At 52.3% G+C, this 24,174-nt stretch carries 22 protein-coding genes and 2 tRNA genes; 15 read left to right on the top strand and 9 right to left on the bottom strand.

The genetic code is table 11. From position 1 onward, the window contains the following. Positions 1-244 precede the first annotated feature (244 nt). From EL645_RS42470 to EL645_RS07065, 9 genes are all read left to right on the top strand, one after another. Positions 245-760: a hypothetical protein gene (locus EL645_RS42470; protein ID WP_246035303.1), complete on the top strand. Its 516-nt coding sequence runs from the start codon at positions 245-247 to the stop codon at positions 758-760. After that, complete coding sequence (locus EL645_RS42465; protein WP_281276273.1) at positions 694-1,743, top strand: AAA family ATPase; 1,050 nt, start codon at positions 694-696, stop codon at positions 1,741-1,743. The genes EL645_RS42470 and EL645_RS42465 overlap by 67 nt, the downstream gene beginning before the upstream one ends. Before the next feature lie 23 nt (positions 1,744-1,766). Next, a complete protein-coding gene (locus EL645_RS44015; protein ID WP_281276272.1) occupies positions 1,767-2,492 on the top strand; it encodes an AAA family ATPase in 726 nt (241 codons plus the stop codon). Positions 2,493-3,436: 944 nt separating this feature from the next. Beyond that, positions 3,437-4,894: a sensor histidine kinase gene (locus EL645_RS07085; protein ID WP_161977188.1), complete on the top strand. Its 1,458-nt coding sequence runs from the start codon at positions 3,437-3,439 to the stop codon at positions 4,892-4,894. Between the two features lie 21 nt (positions 4,895-4,915). Next, a complete protein-coding gene (locus EL645_RS07080) occupies positions 4,916-5,899 on the top strand; it encodes an MBL fold metallo-hydrolase (protein WP_126549367.1) in 984 nt (327 codons plus the stop codon). A 184-nt stretch (positions 5,900-6,083) separates the two neighbouring features. Further along, positions 6,084-7,235 (top strand): sensor histidine kinase, encoded by a 1,152-nt coding sequence (locus tag EL645_RS07075; RefSeq protein ID WP_126549366.1) that lies wholly within the window; start codon positions 6,084-6,086, stop codon positions 7,233-7,235. Between the two features lie 308 nt (positions 7,236-7,543). Further along, on the top strand, positions 7,544-8,617 hold the full coding sequence (locus EL645_RS07070; protein WP_126549365.1) for an SGNH/GDSL hydrolase family protein: 1,074 nt from the start codon (positions 7,544-7,546) through the stop codon (positions 8,615-8,617). A gap of 132 nt (positions 8,618-8,749) precedes the next feature. After that, a complete protein-coding gene (locus tag EL645_RS42455; RefSeq protein WP_246035302.1) occupies positions 8,750-9,370 on the top strand; it encodes a hypothetical protein in 621 nt (206 codons plus the stop codon). Continuing rightward, the gene (locus EL645_RS07065; protein WP_246035301.1) at positions 9,304-11,205 is read left to right on the top strand and encodes a DNA polymerase domain-containing protein; all 1,902 of its coding nucleotides are present in this window, start codon (positions 9,304-9,306) and stop codon (positions 11,203-11,205) included. Before EL645_RS42455 ends, EL645_RS07065 begins: the two co-directional genes overlap by 67 nt. A gap of 120 nt (positions 11,206-11,325) precedes the next feature. On the opposite strand, the gene EL645_RS44010 is transcribed toward EL645_RS07065, so the two are convergent. Continuing rightward, positions 11,326-11,700 (bottom strand): PfkB family carbohydrate kinase, encoded by a 375-nt coding sequence (locus EL645_RS44010; RefSeq protein WP_161977187.1) that lies wholly within the window; start codon positions 11,698-11,700, stop codon positions 11,326-11,328. After that, the gene (locus tag EL645_RS44005) at positions 11,694-12,254 is read right to left on the bottom strand and encodes a PfkB family carbohydrate kinase (RefSeq protein ID WP_161977186.1); all 561 of its coding nucleotides are present in this window, start codon (positions 12,252-12,254) and stop codon (positions 11,694-11,696) included. The genes EL645_RS44010 and EL645_RS44005 overlap by 7 nt, the downstream gene beginning before the upstream one ends. Positions 12,255-12,717: 463 nt before the next feature. On the opposite strand from EL645_RS44005, the gene EL645_RS07050 reads away from it, so the two are divergent. Then, positions 12,718-14,823 carry an ADP-ribosylglycohydrolase family protein gene (locus EL645_RS07050; RefSeq protein WP_126549362.1) on the top strand — a complete coding sequence of 702 codons (2,106 nt, stop codon included), beginning with the start codon at positions 12,718-12,720 and terminating at the stop codon, positions 14,821-14,823. A gap of 347 nt (positions 14,824-15,170) precedes the next feature. Here the strand turns inward: EL645_RS07050 and EL645_RS07045 are convergent, their stop codons facing one another. From EL645_RS07045 to EL645_RS07035, 3 genes are read right to left on the bottom strand one after another with little or no spacing between them, the layout of a single operon-like run. Continuing rightward, positions 15,171-15,707, bottom strand: coding sequence for a hypothetical protein (locus EL645_RS07045; RefSeq protein ID WP_126549361.1), 537 nt, complete (start codon positions 15,705-15,707; stop codon positions 15,171-15,173). Further along, complete coding sequence (locus EL645_RS07040) at positions 15,685-16,005, bottom strand: hypothetical protein (protein ID WP_126549360.1); 321 nt, start codon at positions 16,003-16,005, stop codon at positions 15,685-15,687. Before EL645_RS07040 ends, EL645_RS07045 begins: the two co-directional genes overlap by 23 nt. Positions 16,006-16,013: 8 nt before the next feature. After that, positions 16,014-17,000: a hypothetical protein gene (locus EL645_RS07035; protein WP_126549359.1), complete on the bottom strand. Its 987-nt coding sequence runs from the start codon at positions 16,998-17,000 to the stop codon at positions 16,014-16,016. Between the two features lie 82 nt (positions 17,001-17,082). On the opposite strand from EL645_RS07035, the gene EL645_RS07030 reads away from it, so the two are divergent. Further along, positions 17,083-18,669, top strand: coding sequence for a helix-turn-helix domain-containing protein (locus EL645_RS07030; protein ID WP_126549358.1), 1,587 nt, complete (start codon positions 17,083-17,085; stop codon positions 18,667-18,669). Beyond that, positions 18,663-19,745 (top strand): tetratricopeptide repeat protein, encoded by a 1,083-nt coding sequence (locus tag EL645_RS07025; RefSeq protein WP_126549357.1) that lies wholly within the window; start codon positions 18,663-18,665, stop codon positions 19,743-19,745. Before EL645_RS07030 ends, EL645_RS07025 begins: the two co-directional genes overlap by 7 nt. A gap of 55 nt (positions 19,746-19,800) precedes the next feature. Here the strand turns inward: EL645_RS07025 and EL645_RS07020 are convergent, their stop codons facing one another. Then, complete coding sequence (locus tag EL645_RS07020; RefSeq protein WP_126549356.1) at positions 19,801-19,983, bottom strand: hypothetical protein; 183 nt, start codon at positions 19,981-19,983, stop codon at positions 19,801-19,803. A gap of 126 nt (positions 19,984-20,109) precedes the next feature. After that, positions 20,110-20,295, bottom strand: coding sequence for a hypothetical protein (locus EL645_RS07015; RefSeq protein ID WP_126549355.1), 186 nt, complete (start codon positions 20,293-20,295; stop codon positions 20,110-20,112). Between the two features lie 585 nt (positions 20,296-20,880). Between EL645_RS07015 and EL645_RS07010 the strand changes: the two genes are divergently transcribed. The 3 genes from EL645_RS07010 to EL645_RS07000 all read left to right on the top strand — a co-directional run bounded on the left by EL645_RS07010 (position 20,881) and on the right by EL645_RS07000 (position 23,866). Further along, a complete protein-coding gene (locus tag EL645_RS07010) occupies positions 20,881-21,687 on the top strand; it encodes an alpha/beta hydrolase (RefSeq protein ID WP_126549354.1) in 807 nt (268 codons plus the stop codon). Between the two features lie 612 nt (positions 21,688-22,299). After that, a complete protein-coding gene (locus tag EL645_RS07005) occupies positions 22,300-23,139 on the top strand; it encodes a DUF4397 domain-containing protein (RefSeq protein ID WP_126549353.1) in 840 nt (279 codons plus the stop codon). 91 nt (positions 23,140-23,230) lie between these two features. Beyond that, the gene (locus tag EL645_RS07000; RefSeq protein WP_126549352.1) at positions 23,231-23,866 is read left to right on the top strand and encodes a class F sortase; all 636 of its coding nucleotides are present in this window, start codon (positions 23,231-23,233) and stop codon (positions 23,864-23,866) included. A 92-nt stretch (positions 23,867-23,958) separates the two neighbouring features. On the opposite strand, the gene EL645_RS06995 is transcribed toward EL645_RS07000, so the two are convergent. Both EL645_RS06995 and EL645_RS06990 read right to left on the bottom strand, forming a co-directional pair. Then, a tRNA-Trp gene (locus EL645_RS06995) sits at positions 23,959-24,033 on the bottom strand. A gap of 8 nt (positions 24,034-24,041) precedes the next feature. Next, positions 24,042-24,128: transfer RNA gene (locus EL645_RS06990), tRNA-Ser, on the bottom strand. Between the last annotated feature and the right edge of the window lie 46 nt (positions 24,129-24,174).

The raw sequence follows: 24,174 nt of genomic DNA, 5'->3' as shown, positions 1-24,174 counted from the left end.
TTCGTACTATAAGTAGTCGTGATGTAGGATTATTGTGTCGTATTTGTGAGCGGAACGGAATAAACTAGCCCCGATCTATGTTATACTGAGTGTATTAGCAATCAAGGGCTATGAGTGCTAGACAACCAAAAAGCTCATATGTTATAATCAATATTAGCAGTCCATAAATAACTTTGCTAGAACATTCTGTGGAGAAATGTGAAAAGCATGCCACATTAAAAATAGCGTGAGGAGCATACAAGACATGAAATGCGAACGTTGTCAGAAGAATCCTGCCCGCGTACGTGTGGAACAGATGTTTGACGGTCGTCGTGAGTCCCACTTCCTATGTCAGTCCTGTGTTGATGAGATGATGAATACAATCGGTCAACTCGGTGACGTGGACGGACAGGGTACAACTGGTGCTCCCTTTGGTTTTTCTGCCAATTCTAATACTAATACCAATAATAATAAATCTGGTTCTGGAAATGTAAATACCGCGACTGCTGAACGTCAAAAAAAGCATAGTAAAACTCCCACGCTGGATCAATATGGTCGGGATCTTACTGAAGAGGCGGCGGAAGGCAAATTGGACCCTGCTGCCGGACGTTTCCGTGAATTGAAGCGCTTGATTACAGTTCTGGGCCGTCGCCAGAAGAATAATCCGGTCCTGATTGGTGAGCCTGGGGTAGGTAAGACCGCTATTGTTGAGGGTTGGCGCGTAAGATTTATGCCAATGATGTGCCCGCTACTTTGCGTGGCAAACGTATCGTCTCCTTAAATATTGGTGGCATGGTTGCTGGCGCTATGTTCCGTGGCCAGTTTGAGCAACGTATCAAATCGATTCTAGAAGAATTACGCCAGGCTCCTGAAGTAATCGTCTTTATTGATGAGTTGCATACAGTTGTAGGCGCGGGTGCCGCTGAAGGTGCGGTTGGCGCGGCGGATATGATTAAGCCGGCCCTGGCCCGTGGTGAGCTACGCTGTATCGGTGCCACCACCCTGGATGAATATCGCAAACACGTCGAGAAGGATTCCGCCCTGGAACGTCGTTTCCAGCCTATTCTGGTCGATGAGCCTTCCGTTGAAGAAGCGATCGCCATGTTGAACATTGTACGCCCCAATTATGAGGCCCACCATGGTGTGACCATCACGGACGAAGCCATTGACGCAGCCGTAAAACTGTCAGATCGCTATATCAATGATCGTTTCCTGCCCGACAAGGCTATCGATGTGATGGATGAGGCCGGTTCTGCCTTGCGCCTGGAGGCTACTGAAAAAGGTATTATCAGTCCAACCACCATTTCGGATCTTGAAAAAGAGTTGTCCGATATCCAGGCGCAGAAAGAAGCGGCCGCCAACGCAGAAGATTACGAGCGGGCAGCCATGATGCGCCAGCAGGAATTATTGGTGATCGGCAATCTGGAACGAGCCCGTTCCGAGAAAAATAATACCATCTCCCTGATTGTGACGCCGGAACATATTGCCCAGGTCGTCGAGATATGGACGAGTGTGCCGGTCAGCCAGATGTTGGAGAGCGAGCGGCAGAATCTACGCACGCTGGAGAACGATCTGCGCAGACGTGTGATTGGACAGGACGAAGCGATCAGTGCTGTGGCCAGAGCCATTCGCCGTTCGCGTGCCGGCCTGAAAGATCCCAAACGCCCTATCGGCTCATTCCTTTTCCTGGGACCAACCGGTGTCGGTAAAACCGAGCTGGCTAAATCCCTGGCCGCCGAGCTGTTTGGGGTGAGGAAAACTTGATCCGGCTGGATATGTCGGAATACATGGAGCCTCATACCGTTTCCAGGCTGTTTGGTAGCCCTCCCGGATATGTTGGCCATGACGATGGTGGTCAGCTCACCGAGCAGGTGCGCCGCCGACCCTATAGTGTAATCCTGCTCGACGAGGTTGAGAAGGCACATCCTGAGGTCTTCAACTCCTTGCTGCAGATTATGGACGATGGTCGCCTGACCGATGGCCAGGGTCGCACGGTGGACTTTAAGAATACCGTGGTAATCATGACCAGTAACGCGGGTAGCGCGGATCTACGTCGGGCCGTCAATATGGGCTTTGTGCATAAAAAAGGCGATGAGGCCCGGGATGAGCAGCATGAGGTAATGCGCTCGAAGGCGATGGATGGACTTAAGAAGATCTTCCGGCCGGAGTTCATTAACCGTATTGACCAGGTGGTGGTCTTCCATTCACTGGGCAAAGACGAACTGTATCAGATTGTTGACATGCTCCTCAGCCAGGTACGTGGCCGTCTGGCTGAACAACATATCGAGCTGGGAATCAGCGACGAGGTACGCGACTTCCTGTTGCAGGAAGGCTTTGATGAGGAATATGGTGCGCGTCCATTGCGCCGTGCTATTCAGACCTATGTTGATGATGCTCTGGCCGATGCCTTGCTGGCCAATGAGATCGTTAGCGGTCAGGCCGCTTTGCTAACCATGAAAGATGGAAAAGTGGCTGTCGAGGCTCAAGAGCGCGTCCAGATCCAGAACCTCTAAGTAAAAAAGCAAAACACAACATAAAACCATGAAACTTGTCGTTTCATGGTTTTATGTTGTGTTTTGGGTCTCGGCCTGCGGCTCTCGACCGTGGGGTTATTTATTGTTTGTGTGGAGGGTGGTGGCTGCGGCCACCACCCTCCACACAAACAATGGAAGAGAATGGGGATATGTTGGAGGTGATGGTGGGCAATACACCTCACTTAAGGCGAAGGCGATAGGAAAAAGCCCAAAGAAACACGAATTATACGTGCGGGGCTTGTCCCCGCTTAATCCGTTCAGGACCGAAAAATAAACAAAATAATGCTATGCGCTCAATCATATAGCTTCTTTTCGAGCGGGAAGATTAAAAGCGGGGGCAAGCCCCGCACGTACAATTCGTGTTTCTTGTTGCGCTCAGTTGTTTGTCTGGTTTGCTAAGTGAGGTGTATGGGAATGGTGGGGATGTGGCGCTGTAGAAACGATGGAAGAGGGTGGGTATGTGTTGGGAGGCGAGGGTGGCCATCTCCCTTCTCTCAAACAATGGAAAAATAATAAATGTAGGGTTAGATAATAGGTTCTTATTAGGGTCTTGTTGTGCATCTATTTTGTACTATCAATCGTGTAAATACTAGAGCTTTGACGATTTGAGAAGCTCTTTTGCATATGTGGTGGTCCAGTGATGGGGTGCACCGGGGCAGTTCTGTCGGTCTAGCAAAGTAGATCGAGCTGTTTTCTTTGGCGCAATTGAATGGCAATATCTCAGTTGGTCTCCTGTACTACCTCCAGATGAAGTGGATATCTCCAGGATTGAAAGATATAGAAAAAGAATTGGTGGCAAGACAGGGAGTAGTTGGTGTGAAATGATGAAAAATAAACATAATACTCTTTCTAAAAATGTGTGGGACTCTCTGGATAAGAGGGGTGAGAAGAAGCACATTGTAACCTGGAAACAAGGGAATGATATGCCTTATCAAATGTTGTTTGACCAGGCTGCCCTGGGCATTATTTCATTTAATGCCAGTGGTCGTTGGTTAAAGGCGAATCAAAAATTTTGCCAGCTGCTTGGTTATGCCGAAGAAGAATTGCTTAAGCTGACCTTTCAAGATGTTATTCATCCCGAAGATCGAGCTGCTAGCCTTGCTCTATTTCAGTGTATTGTGTTGGGTGAGATCGCCAGTTCCAGTCGTGAGGTGCATTATGTGAGACAGGACGAGACGCTCTTGCGCTTGAAGCTCACACTTTCTGCATGTGGTCACAAGGCGAGCCATAATTATGCCATATTGGGCTTTGTCGAGGTTTTAGAGGAGCTCGCGCCAGCAGAACTCTCCAATACCTTAGCTATTTATGAACTGCCCTCAACACGCCAGAAACAGGATGAAGCAGAGCTCTCCGAGCGGGAAGCGCTGCGTTTTACGCACTCCATTCAGCAACTGCCAGAGTCAGAGAAGGGTCGCTCAATGGAGCCTCTGCTGGCGGAGCTGGAAAAATTGGAGCTACAGCTCTCAACATCTGCCGATCATGAAGAAATTAGGACTCTCGGGCAGGAATTGGCGGCGTTAACGCGTAATGTGTTAGACTATGCGCTAGCTGAGCGTAACGAAGCAGTGGAACAGGTGACAGCTTTACGTAAAGCCAAGACTCAGATGGAAGATTTCCTGAGCGTGGCCAGCCATGAGTTGCGCACGCCCCTGACAACTATCAAGGCCAATACTCAGCTCGCCATGCGTCGCTTAAAGGGTGTTTTGCAGCGCCCTGAGTTGCTCTTAGAGGGAACAGGTGGTAAGGTTCAGGCCTCATTTGAGATGTTGGAGCGCGTTGAGCGCCAGGTGGGTGTACTCAATCGCCTGGTGGGAGATATGCTAGATGTCTCACGCATTCAAGGGAATCGTTTACAAATACACATTAATCAGGAACCATATGATTTGGTGCCGATTATTGCAGCCGCCGTTCGTGAGCAACATAAAGCAATGCCCGAACGTACTATTAATGTAAGTCTTCCTGAAGGCGAGCAAATTCTGGTCAAGGCTGATCCAGATCGCCTCGGGCAGGTGCTCAATAATTATTTGTTGAACGCGTTGAAATACTCCGAAGCGCATGAGCCAGTCGCAGTCGGTGTCCAGCTTGAGAAAGCGCAAGATACAGGCGTCTCTCAGGTTAGAGTTACCGTCCAGGATAAAGGGCCCGGCATCGCTCCAGAGGAGCAAGCGCGTATCTGGGAATGTTTTTATCAGTCGCCGACCATCAAGGTGTGCAGTGGCTCGGGAGTTGGGATGGGCCTGGGATTGCATATTTGCCAGACGCTTATTGAGAGACAGGGAGGTCATGTTGGTGTTATGAGTGTGCCAGATGAAGGATCAGTGTTCTGGTTTACGCTGCCTCTTGCACAGATGGAGGTGGAACGAGAGGCGACTGAAAACTAGTAACATGTATGAGGAAATTTTATGAAGCTACGTAACTGGCTAACTCTGGGAGGCATCACGCTTGGCTCTGTCGCGGTGGCAAGTGCCATCAATAGTTTTTTGCCGCGACCCTTTGTGACGGACCAGCTCTATGAGCGGCCGTCAGCGCCAGCGCTGCTGCCAACGACGTTACCAGATGTCGAGATCACCTTTCTGCGCTGTGGCAGTGTCGTTGTTCCTGAGTGCATCGCCGTTCGTGGCTCATTATCCCTGGCACCCCGCACCATCGCCTATAGCGCGGTTCTCATCAAACATCCTCAGGGAACATTCCTCTATGATACTGGCCTATGTAATGATATTTCATTATTTTTAATGGATCAATCCTTCCTTTTCTCGAACACGCTGGGGCGCTTCAACATGGAGCGGTCCCTGTGTACCCATCTGGAACATTTGCATATGCAGCCAGCGGACCTTGATTTCGTGCTCCTGTCGCACCTGCACTGGGATCATGTCTCTGGTGTTCCCGATCTGCCTGGTGTGCCCCTACATATTAACCGGGTGGAATATGATTTTGCCGCCCAGGGCATGCTGGAAAAGAATCAAGGATTAGTACGGCGTCTATTATCGAATAATCCAGTCAAATTTTTAGATTTTGCGGGACCCGCTTATGAGGGTTTTCGCTCAAGCTGTGATGTCTTTAGCGATGGATCGATTGTACTGGTACCTTTACCAGGTCACACTCCGGGTCAGGTTGGCATGTTTATTAATCGTGCGCATGGCCCCCGTGTTTTTTTGGTGGGAGATGCCGCCTGGCTCTCTGATAACTATGTACGTCCAGCGACCATGCATCCTGTGCTCTGGTCTATGGTCACTAGTGATGACGCTACCGCGCGCCAAACACTGATCGATCTGCATCATTTTGCGCAGCAGCACCCTGAAATAGCCATGATTGGTATGCATGATGCGCAAATGCAAGAAGCATTTATGACCGCCGAGCAAAAACGGCTCCATGCCTATACAGCATAAGTCAATGCACCTGCTAGAGAGAGAAACGAGCTTGCTTTCTTTCTGTTGCCAGCTGCAAATTGATTGTACTGACGTATGGACGCGTAAAAATTGCTATTGGGCGGTTGTAAGAGGGAGTGGGATTAAGCATGAGATTAGCTCATGGTGACATATATACAGATAAGCGGGACGGCGCTATCGGCGCATGAGCCTGGAGCAGCGGTCCCGTTTGCGTAAAGATTATATGAGCAATGTGCCGAAGTGGCGACATCCGTTCATTGGATATCTTGTAACTATACCGGCAACTATCATTGTGCTTATGTGTACCATGTATGTCGCAAAAATGTTTGGGCAATTTTTCTTTCCTAGCACTTTTTGTATCATTGCCATCGTCTTCGTTGCTTTGTTCTGGGGAGCCGGACCAGCGGTCTGGTCTATTATGCTCAATGCGGCGGCGCTCTACTATTTCTTTGTGCTGCCCTTTAATGCTTATGATTATACAAACTGGCGTGATGCCCTGCAATTATTGCCTTTTATTGGCTCTGGCCTGGTCATTGCTTTGATTACTGCGCAACGTGAGCGGGCCCGCTTTCAGGCCCTGGCCACCGAGCTGGAACTGCAATTATATGCCCAGGAGTTAGAAGCGACCAACCGGCAATTGGAAGATGCCAACCAGATGAAGGACCGTTTTCTTTCGATTGCCTCGCATGAACTAAAAACCCCGGTCACTACTATTCGTGGCCAGGCGCAATTGATGCTGCGCCGTATCTCTAAACATAAAGATGAGAAGCACATGGATGGGGTAGCCACGACCCTGGAGCGCATCAATGACCAGACCAGCCGCCTGACAACTTTGATCGATGAACTATTAGATGTCAGTAGCATGCGAGCAGGCAAGGTGATTTTAAATAAGCGCCTCACTGATGTCACCTCCCTGTGCCGCGAAGTAGTCGAGGACCAGCAACTCTTAACTGAGCGGCATATCACCTTTGAGGCCCCGACCGAGCCGGTTAACATGGAGGTTGATGTGGATCGTTTTGCCCAGGTAATGAGTAACTTGATCAGCAACGCCCTCAAATATTCCCCTGACCGCAGCCTGGTCGAAGTGAGCATTCAGCCGGAGACCTACTATGTTCTTTTTAGCGTAAAGGACCATGGTCGTGGCATCGCTAAAGACCAGCAAGAACATATTTTTGAGACGTTTTATCGCACGCCCGATGCTCAGGCGTCTACTAAACGTGGACTGGGCCTGGGTCTATCCATCACCAAAGACATTGTTGAACGCCACAATGGACACATCTGGTGCGAATCGGTACCGGGCAAGGGCAGCACCTTCTTTGTCGAAATACCCCTCTAAATCATTCAATATAAACATGATATGTACGTGCGGGGCTTGTCCCCGCTTAATTCGATCCTGCCCGAAAAACAACAATAATAATGCTATGCGCTCAAAAAATTAGATGCAAAATCCTCTTCTGATTGATTTTTCGAGAGGGAAGGTTAAAAGCGGGGGCAAGCCCGCACGCACAGAACTTTATTCTTTTTGCATTTTCGAGAGGGGGAAGATGCAATAAAAGAAGAAAATCTCGATAGGTATTGGGGATAATATAATTAGAGGAGGTGGCTTCAAGGCTGAGGTATGCTTAGATAGAGAATGGAAGGTTGATGGCGATGGGAGCAATCAGGCGTTATGCGATGGTGGGAATTGTGCTGGTGGTGCTTGTGCTGGCGATTTTGTATACGCTTTATGCTATGCTATGGCTGCATCCTATGAGGTCGACGATGAGGCTGTTGCCGGTGCAGGTGTCCCCGGTTAGCGCGTCGATCAGATATTTTGGGCGTTGGGATACTACGGACCGTAGCGATTATGTGAGCTATTGGAGTGGCGCCTATTTGAAGACTGCTTTTAGCGGGCGGCATGTGAAGTTGCGCCTGCGGGAAGTGGCTGATCTGTTTGTCAGTATCGACGGTGGCCCCAATGTTCCCTATCGGCAAGTAAAAGGTGTGGTCAATCTGACGCCCGTGCCGCTATCCGGAGGCGACCACTCGCTGCGTGTAGCTACCGGTTCGGAGTGGACAAGTATCCACTTTCAAGGCCTGATCCTGGATGTCGCGGCCAGAACACTTACTCCCCTGGTCTCGCCGGATACCATAGAGTTTATTGGGGACTCGATTACGGCTGGCTATTCGGATAGTATGAATGGTCTCTCCAGCTATGCCTGGTTAACTGCGGAACGGTTGGGTGTTGAGCATGAACAGATCGCGGCCTCTGGCATCTGCCTGAGCTCGACCGCGCCGTCATGTTCGGGGATGGATACCCAGTTTTTTAAGCTGCAGACATTACAGTATCCTGATTCTCCCCTCTGGGATACCAGGCGCGACATTCCTGATACGGTGGTCATAAATCTAGGGACCAATGATTATAATCATGGGCAGACGGCCGAGGCTTTTGAGTTATCCTACCTGGCTTTTATCCAGAATCTACGGCAGCGCTATCCCAATACGCCGATCTATGTGTTAAGGACTTTCTCGGGTTATATGGAGTTGCCGACGCGGGCGGCGGTGTACATGCTCAACGCATCAGGGGATCGCAACGTCTTTTATGTGGATACCACTGGCTGGCTCACCCCAAATTCGTCAGATTTCAACGACGGCATTCATCCCAGCGATAGTGGACAGAACAAAGTGGCGTTCTACCTGTCCGCTATTTTGCAGCACCGACATGCGGGAGAAGTATAACAATACATTATTATCGTTGATAAGTGTATCCTGAAAAGACTCTATTGACAGACTTGTCATTCGTGGCTATCTCATGTTATGATTAGAACAAACGTTTTCTCCTCAGAATAGACCGGGAGCGCACATCCAGCTATGCAAGCAAAAACTGATCCTAAGCCTATCGCGGCCGAAGATGAATACCTCTTTGGTTGGAACCCGACCCCTGGTATTGTTTCTGTCTGGGCCCATCGTGATGGACGGGCGCTGGTCTGGCGGCGTGTGGGGGGCTCGATTGTACGTTCGGCTGAGAATTATCGTCCCTGGCTACTGGCCACCTCGTTGCAGGATGTCTCCTACCTGGGCAACGCGTTGCAACCCTATAATGAACATGTCGGCCATAAGATCACCTTGCGCTATCGCGAGCTAGGGGGACCTGAAACCTCTTATCGCTATCTGTTGTTCGCGCGGGATGGGCGCCTGTTGGAGCGGGCCATCCTGGAAGGGGCCGGCCATCGCTTGCGCCGGCCTTTTAATTCGATCAATGAACTTGGAGATGCCTATTATCGTGTGGGCGCGGTTGAGCAATATTTAATGAGTACGGGCCAGGTCTATTTTCGTGGCATGCTCTATCAAGATCTACACAGACTGCAATTTGACCTGGAGACGACCGCCCTGGACCCCATCGTGGCCGTATCTTCCTGGTGGCTATGCGGGATAATCGTGGCTTTGAGCGCATACTGGAGGCCAGCACACCGGAAGAGGAGGCGCAACTGATCTACGAGCTGTGCGCGCTGATCCGCGAACGTGATCCCGATGTCATCGAGAACCATAATCTATTTGGTTTTGACCTGCCTTTCCTGGAACACCGTGCCCTGGTACATCGCATACCGCTGGAGGTGGGACGCGCAGGCGGGCATATGGTGCTGGAAAGTTACTCAGAGACGCTGGCGGTTGGACCTGAGGCCCGTAAGCGTAATCGTTTCAGCGTAGCAGGCCGTGAATTGATCGATACCCTGGATGCTGTGCGGCGGCATGACTTTGTGGTACGGGATATTCCCAGCTACGGCCTGAAAGAGGTCGCCAAATACTTTGGCCTGGCCTCGCCCAAACGCGTCTATATCGAGGGCGCCGATATCTTTGAAACCTACCAGAAGAATCCCGAACTGGTGCGCCGCTATGCGCTGGATGATGTTACAGAGGTCGATGGCCTCTCGCGACGTCTGCTGGGAGCACCCTTTGCGCTGGCTGGCATGGCGCCCCGCCGCTATGAGCGCCTGGCCTCGGCCGGACCCGCCATGGGGATTCTGGAGCCGATCCTGGTGCGCAGCTATCTACGCCGGGGAGAGGCCCTACCCTATCAGGCGGCGCAGCAGAGCGCCGAAGCTGGCTTGCACGAAGGGGGAGCCGTCCACCTCTTTGCCTCTGGCATTGCCGAGCAGGTTGTTAAAGCCGACGTGGCCTCTCTATATCCCTCCCTGATGCGCACCTTTCGGATTGGTCCCTCTTGTGATCGGCTGGGGATCTTCCTCAACATCCTGGGACGCCTGACCGATCTGCGCCTGGAGCATAAAGAGCAGGCCCGGCGGGCGCGCCGCAACTCGGTTGAGAGCAATCACCATGGAGCTACGCAGGCCGCGATGAAGATCTTGATCAATGCCGCCTATGGCTATATGGGCGCGGGCTCAATGGCCCTGTTCGCGGATGGACGGGCGGCGGGCGAGGTCACCAGGCGCGGCCGAGCCGTTCTGAACTCGATCCTGGATGCCCTGCGCCAGCGTGGTATGGCCCTGATCGAGGCCGATACCGATGGCGTCTATTTTGCGGTCCCCAAAGGATGGAATGCCGCCCAGGAATTGGAGCTGGTCAATGCCATTGGCTCGGAGCTGCCAGATGGTATCCGCCTGGAGTACGAGGGGCGCTACCGGGCCATGTTGAGCCATGAGGTGAAGAATTATGCTCTGCTCACCTATGACAATCGTTTGCTGGTGCATGGGGTCGCCCTGCGTTCCAGCCGGGCCGAACCCTTTGGCGAACGTTTCCTGCATAAAGCCTTGAACTGTGTCATGGTGGGAGATGTGGTGGGTGTACGCAATGCCTACCTGGAGACCGTCTCGGACCTGCGCAATCGCCGGCTGCCCGCCTCAGACCTGGTTACCAGGGTCAAACTCTCGAAATCCCCCGAAACCTATCTGGCGGCGCGTAATAACCACCAGGAACCTGCCTATGAGGCCCTACTCAAGGCAGGCCGCAACCACTGGCATGTAGGAGAGCGTGTACGCTTCTATCGCACACGCAAAGGCTATGTCTGGTTGCCAGATGAGACCGAAGAGGCCACCATCGTCACTGATTGGCGCGAGCAGGCCGATGGCAAGGTGGCGCCGCAGAAAACGACCGTGCTGGTAACCCATCATGATATCGCCAATCGCCGCGATTATGACGTTGAGCATTACGTCCAGGTCCTGCGCAACTCTTATGCGGCCCGGCTCAGCAAAGCCTTCAGCAAAGAAGCCTTCGAGCTGCTCTTCCGCGTCGAGCAGCAGCCCAGCCTCTTCGACGTTGATCCACCTATAGAAAATATCGAGCCGCTCTGGATACGCCATAAGGCGTAAGAGCTTTTTCGAGTGGGAAGGGGAAAGCGCCCGCAAGGGGCGCACCTACAAGTATGAGAAAAGCTTTTTCGAGGGGAAGGGGAATGCGCCCGGGGGGGCGCACCTACGAGTTGCGTTCGATTATAGGTCGGATCGATAAGGGAGGCCGGATTGGGCTCCGAAGCGGGTGACTTTGATGGCGCTGGCATGGGTGGCGAAGCGCAGGGCATCAGTGGGACTCTGCCCTTCGGTGAGGGCAACGGTGAACGCGCCAACAAAGCAGTCGCCTGCGGCGGTCGTGTCTACGACGGTGACTTTCTCGGCTGCTTGATAGATGATACTGGTCTGTCCGCGTGGATCTGAGTTGACCAGGATAGAGCCTTGTGCTCCCAGGGTGATGACGACGGTTGGGATGCCGTGTTCGTGGAGGATGGCGCCGACGTGACGGGCATCTTCAATGTTTGCGACAGGTTGGCCGCTGAGCAGGCTGGCCTCGGTCTCGTTAACGATCAGCACTGAGAGCTGGCTGAGCGTCTCTTTTCCCAGTGGGATGGCCGGGCGAGATTGAGGATAACCGGGACGTGCAGGCTATGGGCTTTTTCGACCAATTTCTCAACCGTATCCTTTGGGATCTCCATCTGCAGCACCAGGGCCTGAGCCTGGGCGAGCGCGGCAAAGATATGTTCCATCTGCTGCTGGTCCCGGCCAACATGCGCGTTGGCCCCGGATGAGACGACGATGGCATTATCGGCCTGCTCGGTCAAAAAAATAAAGGCGGAGCCACTGGCCGCTTCTGTATCGGTGACCAGCAGGTTGGTATCGATCTGATCGCCTTGCAGGGCCGATTGCAGTTGCTGCCCAAACGGATCTTGTCCGATGCGGCCGGCCATCTGGACCGTTGCGCCCAGGCGAGCCATGGCGACGGCCTGATTGCCACCTTTGCCACCGGGCACAAATTTAATCGAGCTCGCGCCCAGCAATGTCTCCCCCAGTACTGGAAGTCGTGGTACACGCACCACCTGATCCATGTTCAAGCTGCCAACCACAAGAATAGGTTTTGATAAAGGCATAAAGATGGTTACCTTTCTCTGAATGTGTCTTACTCCCATCATCATGGGAAGCATGTCGCTCCAGGGCGGACGTGCGCTGGCGCGTCCGAGCTTTTTTTCTTATGTGGTACAAGCATTGCGCAAAGCGCACTTTTTGTACCACATAAGAAAACTTCTGAGTGCCTTTGGCGCTCAAACTCAGGCGTGAAGAGCGCGGCGATCATGAAGATCAGACATATTCTCAATATATCGCTGACATAAAAATAGATTGTGTTATCAGTAATAAATAATAACGCATCAAACTCTTGACCCGCAAATAGGTTTATTTGTATGCTTTATTTGCGCAAATCAATTTACAATTCGCCAGAAATATTTTTTACTGGGATCTGATTCTTTAATTCGTAGAATATATTTATAAGGCATAAACATAGGAAAGCGGCGCAGCAGATATTATGATCTGAAAGGTTATAGGGGGATTATTGTTATGTCAGAGCAACATACTTTGCCAACGGATTACGGTGAACGTGCTTATGCGGGTGTGCTGGGGAAGATCATTGGTGTCTACCTGGGGCGTCCATTTGAGGGCTGGCCCTATGAGCGGATTATGCGGGAGCTGGGCGAGATCAATTATTATGTGCATGAGAAGCTGGGTGTGCCGCTGGTAGTGACGGACGATGACATCTCGGGGACCTTCACGTTCCTGCGGGCGCTGGCCGATTATCATTATGATCCTGCGCTGTCGGCAGCCCAGATCGGGCAGAGCTGGCTGAATTATATTATCGAGGGGCGCACCATCCTGTGGTGGGGCGGCATGGGCAACTCGACCGAGCACACGGCCTATCTGCGCCTCAAAGAGGGCATCCCGGCCCCACGTAGCGGTTCCATCGAGTTAAATGGGAAGGTGGTGGCGGAACAGATCGGGGCTCAGATCTTTATCGATGGCTGGGCGCTGGTCTCACCCGGCAATCCAGCGCAGGCGGTCAGGCTGGCTGGCGAGGCGGGCTGTGTCAGCCACGATGGCGAGGCGGTCTATGCGGCCCAGGTGATCGCCGCCATGGAGGCGCAGGCCTTTGTTGAGAGCGACATCCAGAAGTTGCTGGATACTGGCCTCTCGTTTATCCCCGAGGACTCGCTCGTCTATCGCATGATCCAGGATATTCGTAGCTGGCACCGTGAGGAGTCAGATTGGCGCAAGCCGCGCGAGAAGATCGCCGAGAAATATGGCTATGATACCTATGGCGGTGGCTGCCATGTGATCCCCAATCATGCCCTGATTATCATGGCTCTACTTTATGGTGAAGATGACTTCCAGCGCTCGCTGATGATCGTCAATACCGCTGGCTGGGATACCGACTGCAACTCGGCCAACGTTGGTTGTTTGCTGGGGATCAAGAATGGCTTGCGGGGGATCGATGCTGGCCCGGATTGGCGTGGGCCGGTGGCTGATCGGCTCTACCTGCCTACCGCGGACGGTGGGCGGGCTATTACCGATGCCGTGATCGAGACATATCATGTCGTCAAAGCGGCCTCGGCCCTGGCCGGCGTGGAATATCGAGCACCTAAAAATGGGGCGCGCTTCCATTTCTCCCTGCCAGGCTCTGTACAGGGCTTCCAGTTGAGCGGAGCCGGCGGACAGGCGCAATTGAAGAACGTAACTCATCCCTTGCAGGTCGGTGAGCGCTGCCTGGAGCTCGCTATCCAGGAGCCCGGATCTGATGGACAAGCGTTGCAATTGACTACAGCGACCTTTGTGCCTGTCGATGCCCTGGAGATGAGAGGATATGCGCTACTGGCCTCGCCTACCCTCTATTCTGGACAGCGGGTGCAGGCCGCTGTGCTGGCTGATAGTGGCAATAGCCAGCCACTGCAGGCGCGCCTGATTATCCAGGTCTATAATGCCCAGGATCAGCTCAGCGTGATTGAGGGGCCGCAGGTCGCGCTAGCGGCTGGCGAGCAGAAAACGCTGGAATGGCTTGTGCCAGATACCCATGGGCAGCCGATTGCTGCGATTGGATTGGCGCTAGCTGCCGGCCAGACCGGGAAGCTTTATCTGGATTATCTGACCTGGCAGGGAACACCCGACATCCAGCTGACTCGTCCCGAGGAGGGTGGTCATGCCTGGCAGCGAGCCTGGGTGAATGGAGCCGATCAGCTAGAGTTCAGGGGAGCAGAAGCATATCGCATCATGCAGAACCATGGTCGCGGTCTGGTCAGCCAGGGGACAGGCGAGTGGAGCGACTATCAGGTCACAGCTGTACTGGCGGCCCATATGGCCGATGCGATTGGCCTCGCCGCCCGTGTCCAGGGCCTGCAGCGCTACTATGCCCTGCTGCTCACCAAAGATGGTCACGCCCGCCTGGTAAAAGTCCTCGATGGCGAAATCACGCTGGCCGAAACCAATTTCGCCTGGGAGCTGGACCGCCGCTACACGCTCGGTCTCCAGGTCCACGGAACCTATATCGAGGCCCTCATCGATGGCCAGCAGCTATTTGAGGTACACGACCAGCGCGCCCCCCTGCTCGGAGGAGGTATTGGCCTGATCTGCGAAGTCGGGCGCCTCGAATGCGATAGCGTCAGCGTTCAACCTTAAATAGATAATAACGTGCAAATAATCGATTGCGCTCCTTGATGGACGGAACAAGAAAAACGATCAGTACGTGCGGGGCTTGCCCCCGCTTAATTCTCCCTGCTCGAAAATGCAACAATAATAATGCTATGCACCAATCGAATAGCTACGAAATCGCTGTTCTTGTTGCATTTTCGAGCAGGAAGGTTAAAAGCGGGGCAAGCCCCGCACGTACTGATATTAATTATTATTGCTTTAATTATCATGCTTGGGGACGTAAAAACGGGGCCGGGCCATTGTGGGTTATGGCTCGGTCCCGTCTTTACACCAGAAAAAGCACAGGGAGGACATAGAGGGTGTCTGTTGACGCTTTAGCGCCGTCCTGCAACCTTGCGGACTTCTTCGTATTCTTCTTCTTCGTCGGGCTCGCCGGCGATGAGTAGGATGTAGCCGGTAGCCAGGATCGACGAGATATCGACGTTGAAGGAGCGCATTTTCAGGCGTGTGCGCGAAAGGGCACAGCGCACAGGGCGCATCTCTTGATCCCAGATACCTTCCTCCATCGCTTCCTCAAGGTGTTCACGTGCCCGGGCAATGTCGGACTCGCTGGCCTTGCCGCCGCTATAGAAGTTGGCATAGAGCACTTCGTAAGGACAATAATAGGGGAACAGTTCCAGCAGAGGCAGCAAGACGCTCATCTCGGTATTGGTGAACTGTTCCTGCCTCAGGAGCCTTGGTATGCGCAACTCATCACAGGCCAGGTAGGACAAGGTCCCAAAGGTCATGTTTAGGACCATGATGTGGCCTGCAGGCAATGAGTCCTGAAGCGAGAAGTGCAGTATTTTATTGGCCTGCTGGTTTGTATAGTCTGCTGGTGCTTTAGGTTTACGCAGGTAGACTTTCTGCATGGTGATACTCCTTCATAGTAGACTCATTTTCCGGGCCTACCACTCTCAACCGCATCGCCACTGTCCCGCGTACACCAACCGTGGCCGCCTCTCGGCTAGCGGAATGCGGACCCTGCTCTCGTGACGCTACCAGCTGTGGGAAGGCGCTGGTACTCATTCTATTGTGTTGAGTACACGATGACGCATCCGTGCTGGATGAGACGCCGGAGACCGCAGCCGTGACGACAAAGCGCACAGCGATGATTAACCGGGTGTTGATAGGACGATTTAGATGAATACGCTGTACATAGGTTGCCATATGCTCGACTATATCCCCCAGATTATATGCATGAGTGAGACCGGCGATTGGGTGGCCGAGTTGGTGCGGGCGACTTCGAGTAGATAGCCGAAGGCGACACCTCCCAGGATACCCAGAACGACCAGTGCCACTAGAATGAGCAGTAATTTGTCCTGTTTGAGACGCTGAAAGTGTGCGCGGATAGAAGATGGCTGTTTGACCGCCTTGGGATGGACCGCGGCGATTGGTTGGGTCATCTCCTCGGGCGCCAGTATATCTAAAGAGAACTCTAGATCGGACAGAAATGGGGCCTCGTCCTCTTTTTCAACCAGCGCCACTGTATTTCTGGCGCGCACTGTGCGTACTCTTTCCCCACCTTGAACTGACCCATACGAGGGTATGTCTGATAACGGCTCGGTCACACGAAGTGCTCGTCTGCGCTCAATCACTGGCAACGGGGTTGCCATGATCATCTCAGGAGAACCTGATGGATTGAATTGACCAGAAGGTCTGCGTAAGTTAGCAACGGCGGTGTTGCCTGACAGGGAGGCACGATACGTTTCCCCCAACGTACCTGCAGCACTGGTGTCATAGCTATTCCATGGACCAGTAAAACTGGTAACTGGCGACTGCTCAATCGCCGGGCTGAACTCTGATCGCGCCTGTAATCCATCGAACATGGAGGGCCAGGAAGGAGGGAACCCCTGTTGGAGTAGCGCCTTCTGGCAGGTCTCTAGCGCCGAATAGACGGTAAAGCCATGTCGACGCGCCCATAAGCGCAGTCGTTCGTTGCCCTCTATGACCAGAACCAGCTGGGCATCCTGTCGGATCGCCACCTGTTGTAACTCACGCAAATCTCCCGGGCGCCGAAAAACGGCATCTTGCGGCAATACCACGACGATTGGCTGCCGATAGTACTGGCCCAGATGATGGAAAAGCCAGTTGACCACCGTTGTACGCTCGTCGCTCGATTCAACCACCAGGGTGCTGATGTCGTTTAGCTGCTCGTGTTTCATATGCCGTCCGTCTCTTTGATTGCATTTGCTTACTACAAACTTTTTCTATGCTAATTATGTATTAAAATGAGGTATACTTTTAATGACAGATTTATCAGAACCATTTATCATTTTTATCACTTTTTACGCAGATAGGAAGCATGGTGAACGGATGCCGACTTCAGAGACGCCCCATCAACCACGGATACATTTAACTGAAGCGCGTGTCAGCTATAATCTCTCGCAGCAAGAGGTGGCGGATGATATAGGTACAACCTATGTGAATGTTAGTCGTTGGGAGCGCGGGATCACCAGGCCCAATCCCTATTTTCGGCGCAAGCTGTGTGCCTTATTTAACAAGACAGAAGAAGAGCTGGACCTGCTGCAAACCAGGTCTGAGCGGGCCAGTAAACGGGCGGCGGTAGCGGCCCCGAATGCTCCTGTCGTCCAGGTGCCGGTCGTCCCACAGACGATCCATGATCCCGCCATCCCGTTATTGCCAGCTATCCAACTGATCGGGCGCGAGGGCGACCTGGCGTTGATCAAGCAGCGCCTCAAAGGCAGTGGCAATATGGCCCTGACCGCCCTGAATGGTTTGCCCGGCGTAGGGAAGACCGCGCTCTCGGTGGCTCTGGCCCATGATAGCGAGATGCGCGAGTTCTTTAAGGATGGTATCCTCTGGGCTGGCCTGGGACCGCAGCCAAACCTGCCGGGTATCTTTAGCCGCTGGGGCAACCTGCTGGGGATCTCGTTCGCTGAGATGACCAAGCTGGGGAGCGATGAGGCCAGGGCCAAAGCGATCCGTACCGCCATCGGCAACCGTACGATGCTGATCGTGATCGATGATGCCTGGAAGCTGGAGGAGGCGCTGGCCTTCCGCGTGGGCGGCAACAATTGCGCCCACCTGGTAACTACGCGCTTTCCCAATATCGCTTCCCATATGGCCCTCGGCAACGCCATCAATATCAGAGAGCTGGGCGAGAGCGAGAGCATCAGCCTGCTTAACCTGCTGGCACCACAGGTGATCTATCGCGAGCAACAGAAGGTCCACGATCTCGTGCAGGCCGTTGGTGGGCTCCCGCTGGCCCTGACCCTGATCGGCAACTACCTGCGCAAACAGGCCTACAGTGGTCCCGCGCGCCGCATCACCTCGGCCCTGGAACGCCTGAGCAGCGCCGAGGTGCGCCTCAAGCTCAAAGAGCCACACATCCCGGCCGAGAGCCATCCCAGCCTGCCCAACGAACAATCTTTATCTATCCAATCCATCATCGCCGTCACCGACCAGCTCCTGGACGAAGAGGCGCGGCGCACCCTCTACGCGCTCTCAGTCTTCCCGCCCAAACCCAACACCTTCTCAGAAGAGGCCGCTATGGCGGTCGCCGCCTGCTCCACCGACGAACTCGACGCCCTCTCCGACGCTGGTATGCTCGAAAGCAACGGTGAACGCTACCAGCTGCACCAGGTCATCTCCGACTACGCCCTGCTCCAGATCTCCGACGACCAGCTCACCTCCGCCCAGGAACGCCTGATTGCTTACTATGCTGACTATGTTGAGGAACACAAAAAAGACTACGAACAATTGGAAGAAGAGAGTAGCACCATTGAAGCCGCCCTTGAGATTGCCTATGAGGTGGGTGAAGTTTATGAATTTATCAAGGGGTATGCGCTTTTGCACCATTTTTATTGTTAAGAGGGTTATATACCCAGGCTGAACATTATTTAGAGCAAGCACATGAAGCCGCAGTCAAGCAAAATGATCAAAGCCGTCAGGCGCAACTCTTGCTTTATTTGGGAGAAACATCGCAAAAAAGGGGAGAAAATCAAAAAGCAGAATTGTACTTTTTAAGAGGGCTTTATGTAGCAAGAAGTATTTTTGATAAAGAGAGAATATGTGCTTTTCTAAGTCAATTAGGCGATATTAAGCGGCGATCGGGAGAATTTAGACAAGCTGAAGCTTATCTTGAAGAGGGTTTAGCATTGGCTCAACAGATTGGTGATGTTGAGATAACAAGTAATGTGCTAAAAAGTCTAGGATTAGTAGTGACTGCTCAGGGCGATTATCAAAAAGCGACAGATTATTTGCAAGAAGGTTTAGCTTTGGCTAGGAAAATTGATGATCGAGAACAGGCTTCGAATCTTCTAAGCAACCTTGGTGCATTATCTGGCATGATGGGTGACTATGGTCAAGCAGCATTATATTTGCAGGAAGGTTTGCTACTGGCTCGACAGGTAGGGCATCGATCTCAGATTTGCATGTTGTTGCTTAATTTAGGTGCAGTGCTTGCAGGAGAAAAAAATTATAAGCAGGCCAAGACTTATTTTCAGGAAGCATTGGGCATTAGTCGACAGATGGGTTATCCAGAAGGAATCAGTATGGCGCTACTTAATTTAGGTGAAATTGCCGTAATAGAAAAGGATAGTCTGCTTGCAGAAGAATATTTGGATGAAACATTGGCATTAGCGCAGCAGCTTGTTAGACCGCTGATTATGGCTAGAGCAATGCAAGAATATGGCAAGCTGCATTTACAGCAATCTAAACTAGAGGCAGCTGAAACATATTTTCGTGAGGCGATAGATGTCGCTCCTAAAGGCAACTTAGATTTAATTGCTATGGCAAATTATGGTTTGGCTCAAGTGGCGGCTCATAATAAAGATTTTGTTAAGGCTGTTAAACTTGGACAAGAAAGCTTATCTATGCTAGAGTCAATGGGTGATAATAATTCTAAAGAAGTCAGCGATTGGCTAAAATCACTTGATAATCAATAATTATAAATGGGGTGCACATAAACAAAATTATGTGCACCCCATTTATAATTATTGATTAGTCATACCAAAAGTAATTTGGAGCAGCTTTTTTTGAAGGGGCCGCTGTTGGTGTTGCGGTGGGTGTTGTTGATTTCACGCCAGCGGCGTGGCTCATGAGGGCCGGGCCGATGACGAGGACGGTGACCATAATTAAGAGTACGAGAACGGGTACGATCCAGCGAAGATACTGTTTACGCATGATAAATCCTTTCCGGTGCCCCGAGAGAGCAGAGCCGCTTCCGAACGGTCGCTCTTACCGTCGTGCCTGCGTCTCTGAGGCCTGCTACTGTTTTTGATACACACATTTCGATTTTTTGAAGCTGCGTCATCGTTGTCGCGCTGCGGCAGTTGCTCCAACCTCTACAAGGCCCGCAATCGCAGAGGCTGGGTCACTGTCCGTCTGAGCAGCTTTGCCGATCTGGTCGAGGGGAGGTGACAATCTCGATCTCCAATCGAGCGCCCCTTGTTTTCCTCGATATTGTTGCTGTGCTGTCTTTTCGGTAGAAGACACTGAGACTTTTCTTCTACGTCTGACGCGCGCCCGGTTGTTTTGTCTTATACCGAACAGCAACACCAACAAGATCTAAGGTATAAGATTTTTTGCGTATCCTCATTTTTGCCCTCAACTGGTACCAAAAAAGTACTAGCAGGGATTCTAAAGTTGACGGTGATGATCTGCGTGGGCATCTAGAGCGGGTTGGTGAATTTGTCCAAAGCGTCAATTTAGCAAAACAGGACCTTTTTGGGCCGTAAATGCGCTGTTAAGATTGCATAAAGATTATTTGAGCTCGCAGATAGCGGAAAAATGAGGAAATTTGAATTGGTACCCGAAGGGGGTTTAAAACCTGCACTACAAGTGATATACTATGATCTTGGTAGCCCGGGAAGCGGCTTGAGATGTGTTGCTGGACCGCGGCTGCCCTGGTCTTTATTTTTGCCCTGTCCTTATCTTCACCGCGACATTAGCCTGCTAACCCTGACTGCCGATAGTACCCTTTTGGGGGGTAAAGTTGAAGCTTTTTCAAGCATGATCATTAGATATAGTAGCCAGTATTGGTATTTATAGTAGTAGGACAATTGTCTAGTAGCGATAAAGATGGCTTACGCGCCAGTCGGCGGAGGGATCGCGATGTTATTTACCCACACGAGCGGAGAGGTTGCCTCGCCTGTCATTGTATTTCTCCACGGCGCCGGCCTGAGTGGACGCATGTGGAAACCCCAGATGGAGAGCCTGAGCGACTCCTACTATTGCCTGGCCCCCGACCTACCAGAACAGGGTCAGAGCCTGCAGGCCGGACCCTTTAAGCTAGAGGATGCCGCCAGACAGGTTATCTCCCTGATCCAGGAACGTGTGCCAGCCCGGCGCGTACACCTGGTCGGACTCTCACTGGGAGCCGCCGTAGCCCTGGCCGTGATGCGCCTGGCCCCCGACCATGTGGACCATGCCATCATCACTGGTACCGCCCCCCTCAACGCATATGGGAAATTTGTCATCGCCCTGATCCCCTTGATGAAATTATTCAATATAGAAAAACAGGTTGACGCCTCCTATAAACAATTTGGTATTCCCGACGAATATCGCGCAGACTTTCGCGAAGACCTGCTGCTCTCCACCACCTCCGAATTCACACGCCACTCGATCGAGGCCCTGATCGACCTCAACCAGTTACTCCCCACCGATGTAGAAATCCCAACCCTGGTAGCTGTAGGCGGCAAAGAGAACGGCGTTGCCCGCCGGGGGCCAGAACATTTGCCAGCCGCCTCAAAAACTCCAAAGGTATACTTGTTCCCAACGTCGGCCACGTCTGGAATTTGCAGGCCCCGACCTCTTCACCACCACCGTTCGCAACTGGATCGAAGACCGCCCCCTGCCCGACACCCTGCAATCCCTCACATAATGTAATATGGGTGCAGGGCTTGTCCCGCGTTTTTGATCTTCCATATCGAAAAGGCAACAATAACAACGATCTGTACGTGCGGGGCTTGCTCCCGCTTTTAACCTTACTATCCACAAAAGCAACAATAAGAGGATTTTGCAGTTGCTTGGTTGAGCGCATAGCATTATTTTGTTGATTTTACGGGCGGTGGCGGATGAAGCGGGGGCAAGCCACAGACGTACAATAGGTTGTTATTGTTAATTTTTCGGGATGGGAGGTTAAAAGCGGGGCAAGCCCCGCACGTACAGATCGTTGTTGGTTTATTGTGAGGCCAATATTTATGAATTTGGATGAATTTTTGAAAAAGGTTACATAATTATCCAGAATTGCGAGAATGGTGTCGTCAATAGTATGTTCACACGAAATGCAGCCGTTACTTTGTAAATGATGATGAACCTGAGTGAGCAATTTTAAGACCATATGGCGTTTCGTGTGGCGGTAAAATGTCCTATCTTGTTTTACGGTTCAATTCAAAACAGTTTTCTTGTGCCCGATCTGGCAGGAATGTTAAGGATATATCAACATCCTGGCCTGTCATCAGTATGTCTTACTTTATGTTTTAAGAAAGAGAGAAAACAATGAAGACTTTGCAAAGATGTGTGTCCATCCTTGGTAGCCGAGTTGCCATGCTCGTAGGTATCCTGGCCCTGGTTCTCTTCTCTTCGGCCAGCGCATTCGCTGCTCCGGCTGATAATGCTTATGTACGTGTCGTACACGCTTCACCGGCCGCTGGCACCGTCGACGTATTTGTTGATGGCACCAAACTGTTGCCCAATTTCACCTTCGGTACCGTCACTGATTATGTTGCGGTCCCTGCTGGCTCGCATAAGATCCAGGTTGCACCTGCTGGCAAAGGCGCTGATGCCGCAGTAATCAACGAGACCGTCTCGGTCGAGGCTGGCGTTCCATATACTGTCGCCGCCATTGGTACCAAAGACACGGGTTTTGGCCTGCAGGCTTTCGCAGATAACAACCTGTTGTCAGGTGGTATGGCCAAGGTTCGCGTATACCATCTCTCACCTAATGCTGGCCCAGTCAACGTAGCTACTGGCGGCAACACCGTCATCACCGGCCTGACCTACAAAAATGCCAGTGACTACCTGACCGTTCCACCTGCATCCTATACCTTCAATGTGACCGCGACCCAGGCTAACGCTACTGTTCCAGTAAGCGCCACCTTGAAAGACAATACCGTCAACAGTGTCTTCGCCATCGGCCTCTACAAAGGTGATCCTGCACTAAAGTTTGTCCTTGGTGTCGCCACCGGCGTCCCTGGCATGCCACAGACTGGTAGCAATCCAAATGTAGCTGCACCTGCCTCCAACAATCCTGCACTGCCCTGGTTCATCGGCGCAGTTGCCCTGATCATTGCTGGTGCTGCTGGCTACACAGTCCGCTTTGCCCGCGCAAAACACTAATCTGGTAGAAAAGAGAGTGATACGCATCCAATCAAAAGATAGATGCGTATCACTTTGTAGAGGACCTGATATCAGAAAGGTGCTATAGACAGTGCGTACCAGTCGTTTGTATCTCGGAATCATGAGCATCTGCTTGCTCTGTATCTTGAGCGCCTGTGGAGGGAGCGTAACCCAGGCCAGTATTATTCATCCAACGCCTCGACCGACATTAGCTCCGACCCCGACTCCACTGCCGCCGACGCCGACGCCGGTGCCCACACCCAAACCAGTGGTCCATGTCGCCCCACCGGCCCATATTCGCATTCCAGCCATTGGCGTCGATGCCGACATAGAGCCTGTTGGCGTCCTAACCACAGGTAACCTGGACACCCCACACAACAATCCCTGGGATGGAGCGGGCTGGTATGATAGTGGCACCCGACCTGGCGACCAGGGTAGCGCCGTCATTGACGGCCACGTAGACCGACCCGGGGGTGGTCCGGCCGTCTTCTGGAACCTGCGCTACATGAAGCCCGGAGACGAAGTAATCATCACCACGAGCACTGGCCAGCAACTCCACTTCCACACCATCAAGCGCGAAGCCATACCGCCAGATCCGAGCTACCTGCAAGGCATCTTCGGGGATAGCAGCGGTAAATTCCTCAACCTCATCACCTGTGCTGGCGTCTGGGTTCCCAGTCAGGGCCAGACCTCGCTGCGCATGCTCGTGTATACAGAGCTCGATTAAAGATCGTAATAAATGTTATAGAGATGGAAAATAATATAAAAAAGCCACAAAAGAAGCCTCCGGTGTTTATTCACCGGAGGCTTCTTTTTAAATGGCAGGGGAGACAGGACTCGAACCTGCAACAACACGTTTTGGAGACGTGGACTCTACCATTGAGCTACTCCCCTAGATCGGGCGGAGAGGGAGAGATTCGAACTCTCGGAAGGGTTGCCCCTTCAGCGGTTTAGCAAACCGCCGCACTAGGCCACTATGCGACCTCTCCGTGCGGTATCCCTGGAAAGTCATGTATACACATACCTTACAGGTTT

Source organism: Dictyobacter kobayashii (genome assembly GCF_003967555.1).
Lineage (GTDB): Bacteria > Chloroflexota > Ktedonobacteria > Ktedonobacterales > Ktedonobacteraceae > Dictyobacter > Dictyobacter kobayashii.
This window is presented reverse-complemented; position numbering and strand designations above follow the sequence as displayed.

Coding starts and splice junctions, on each gene's coding strand:
- EL645_RS07065 (WP_246035301.1), top strand. CDS start 9,304: ATGCGGGATAATCGTGGCTTTGAGCGCATACTGGAGGCCAGCACACCG.
- EL645_RS44015 (WP_281276272.1), top strand. CDS start 1,767: ATGGAGCCTCATACCGTTTCCAGGCTGTTTGGTAGCCCTCCCGGATAT.
- EL645_RS44005 (WP_161977186.1), bottom strand. CDS start 12,254: ATGCCTTTATCAAAACCTATTCTTGTGGTTGGCAGCTTGAACATGGAT.
- EL645_RS42470 (WP_246035303.1), top strand. CDS start 245: ATGAAATGCGAACGTTGTCAGAAGAATCCTGCCCGCGTACGTGTGGAA.
- EL645_RS07080 (WP_126549367.1), top strand. CDS start 4,916: ATGAAGCTACGTAACTGGCTAACTCTGGGAGGCATCACGCTTGGCTCT.
- EL645_RS07045 (WP_126549361.1), bottom strand. CDS start 15,707: ATGCAGAAAGTCTACCTGCGTAAACCTAAAGCACCAGCAGACTATACA.
- EL645_RS42455 (WP_246035302.1), top strand. CDS start 8,750: ATGCAAGCAAAAACTGATCCTAAGCCTATCGCGGCCGAAGATGAATAC.
- EL645_RS07085 (WP_161977188.1), top strand. CDS start 3,437: ATGCCTTATCAAATGTTGTTTGACCAGGCTGCCCTGGGCATTATTTCA.
- EL645_RS07040 (WP_126549360.1), bottom strand. CDS start 16,005: ATGGCAACCTATGTACAGCGTATTCATCTAAATCGTCCTATCAACACC.
- EL645_RS07005 (WP_126549353.1), top strand. CDS start 22,300: ATGAAGACTTTGCAAAGATGTGTGTCCATCCTTGGTAGCCGAGTTGCC.
- EL645_RS07010 (WP_126549354.1), top strand. CDS start 20,881: ATGGCTTACGCGCCAGTCGGCGGAGGGATCGCGATGTTATTTACCCAC.
- EL645_RS07075 (WP_126549366.1), top strand. CDS start 6,084: ATGAGCCTGGAGCAGCGGTCCCGTTTGCGTAAAGATTATATGAGCAAT.
- EL645_RS07020 (WP_126549356.1), bottom strand. CDS start 19,983: ATGCGTAAACAGTATCTTCGCTGGATCGTACCCGTTCTCGTACTCTTA.
- EL645_RS07070 (WP_126549365.1), top strand. CDS start 7,544: ATGGCGATGGGAGCAATCAGGCGTTATGCGATGGTGGGAATTGTGCTG.
- EL645_RS07050 (WP_126549362.1), top strand. CDS start 12,718: ATGTCAGAGCAACATACTTTGCCAACGGATTACGGTGAACGTGCTTAT.
- EL645_RS07035 (WP_126549359.1), bottom strand. CDS start 17,000: ATGAAACACGAGCAGCTAAACGACATCAGCACCCTGGTGGTTGAATCG.
- EL645_RS07030 (WP_126549358.1), top strand. CDS start 17,083: ATGACAGATTTATCAGAACCATTTATCATTTTTATCACTTTTTACGCA.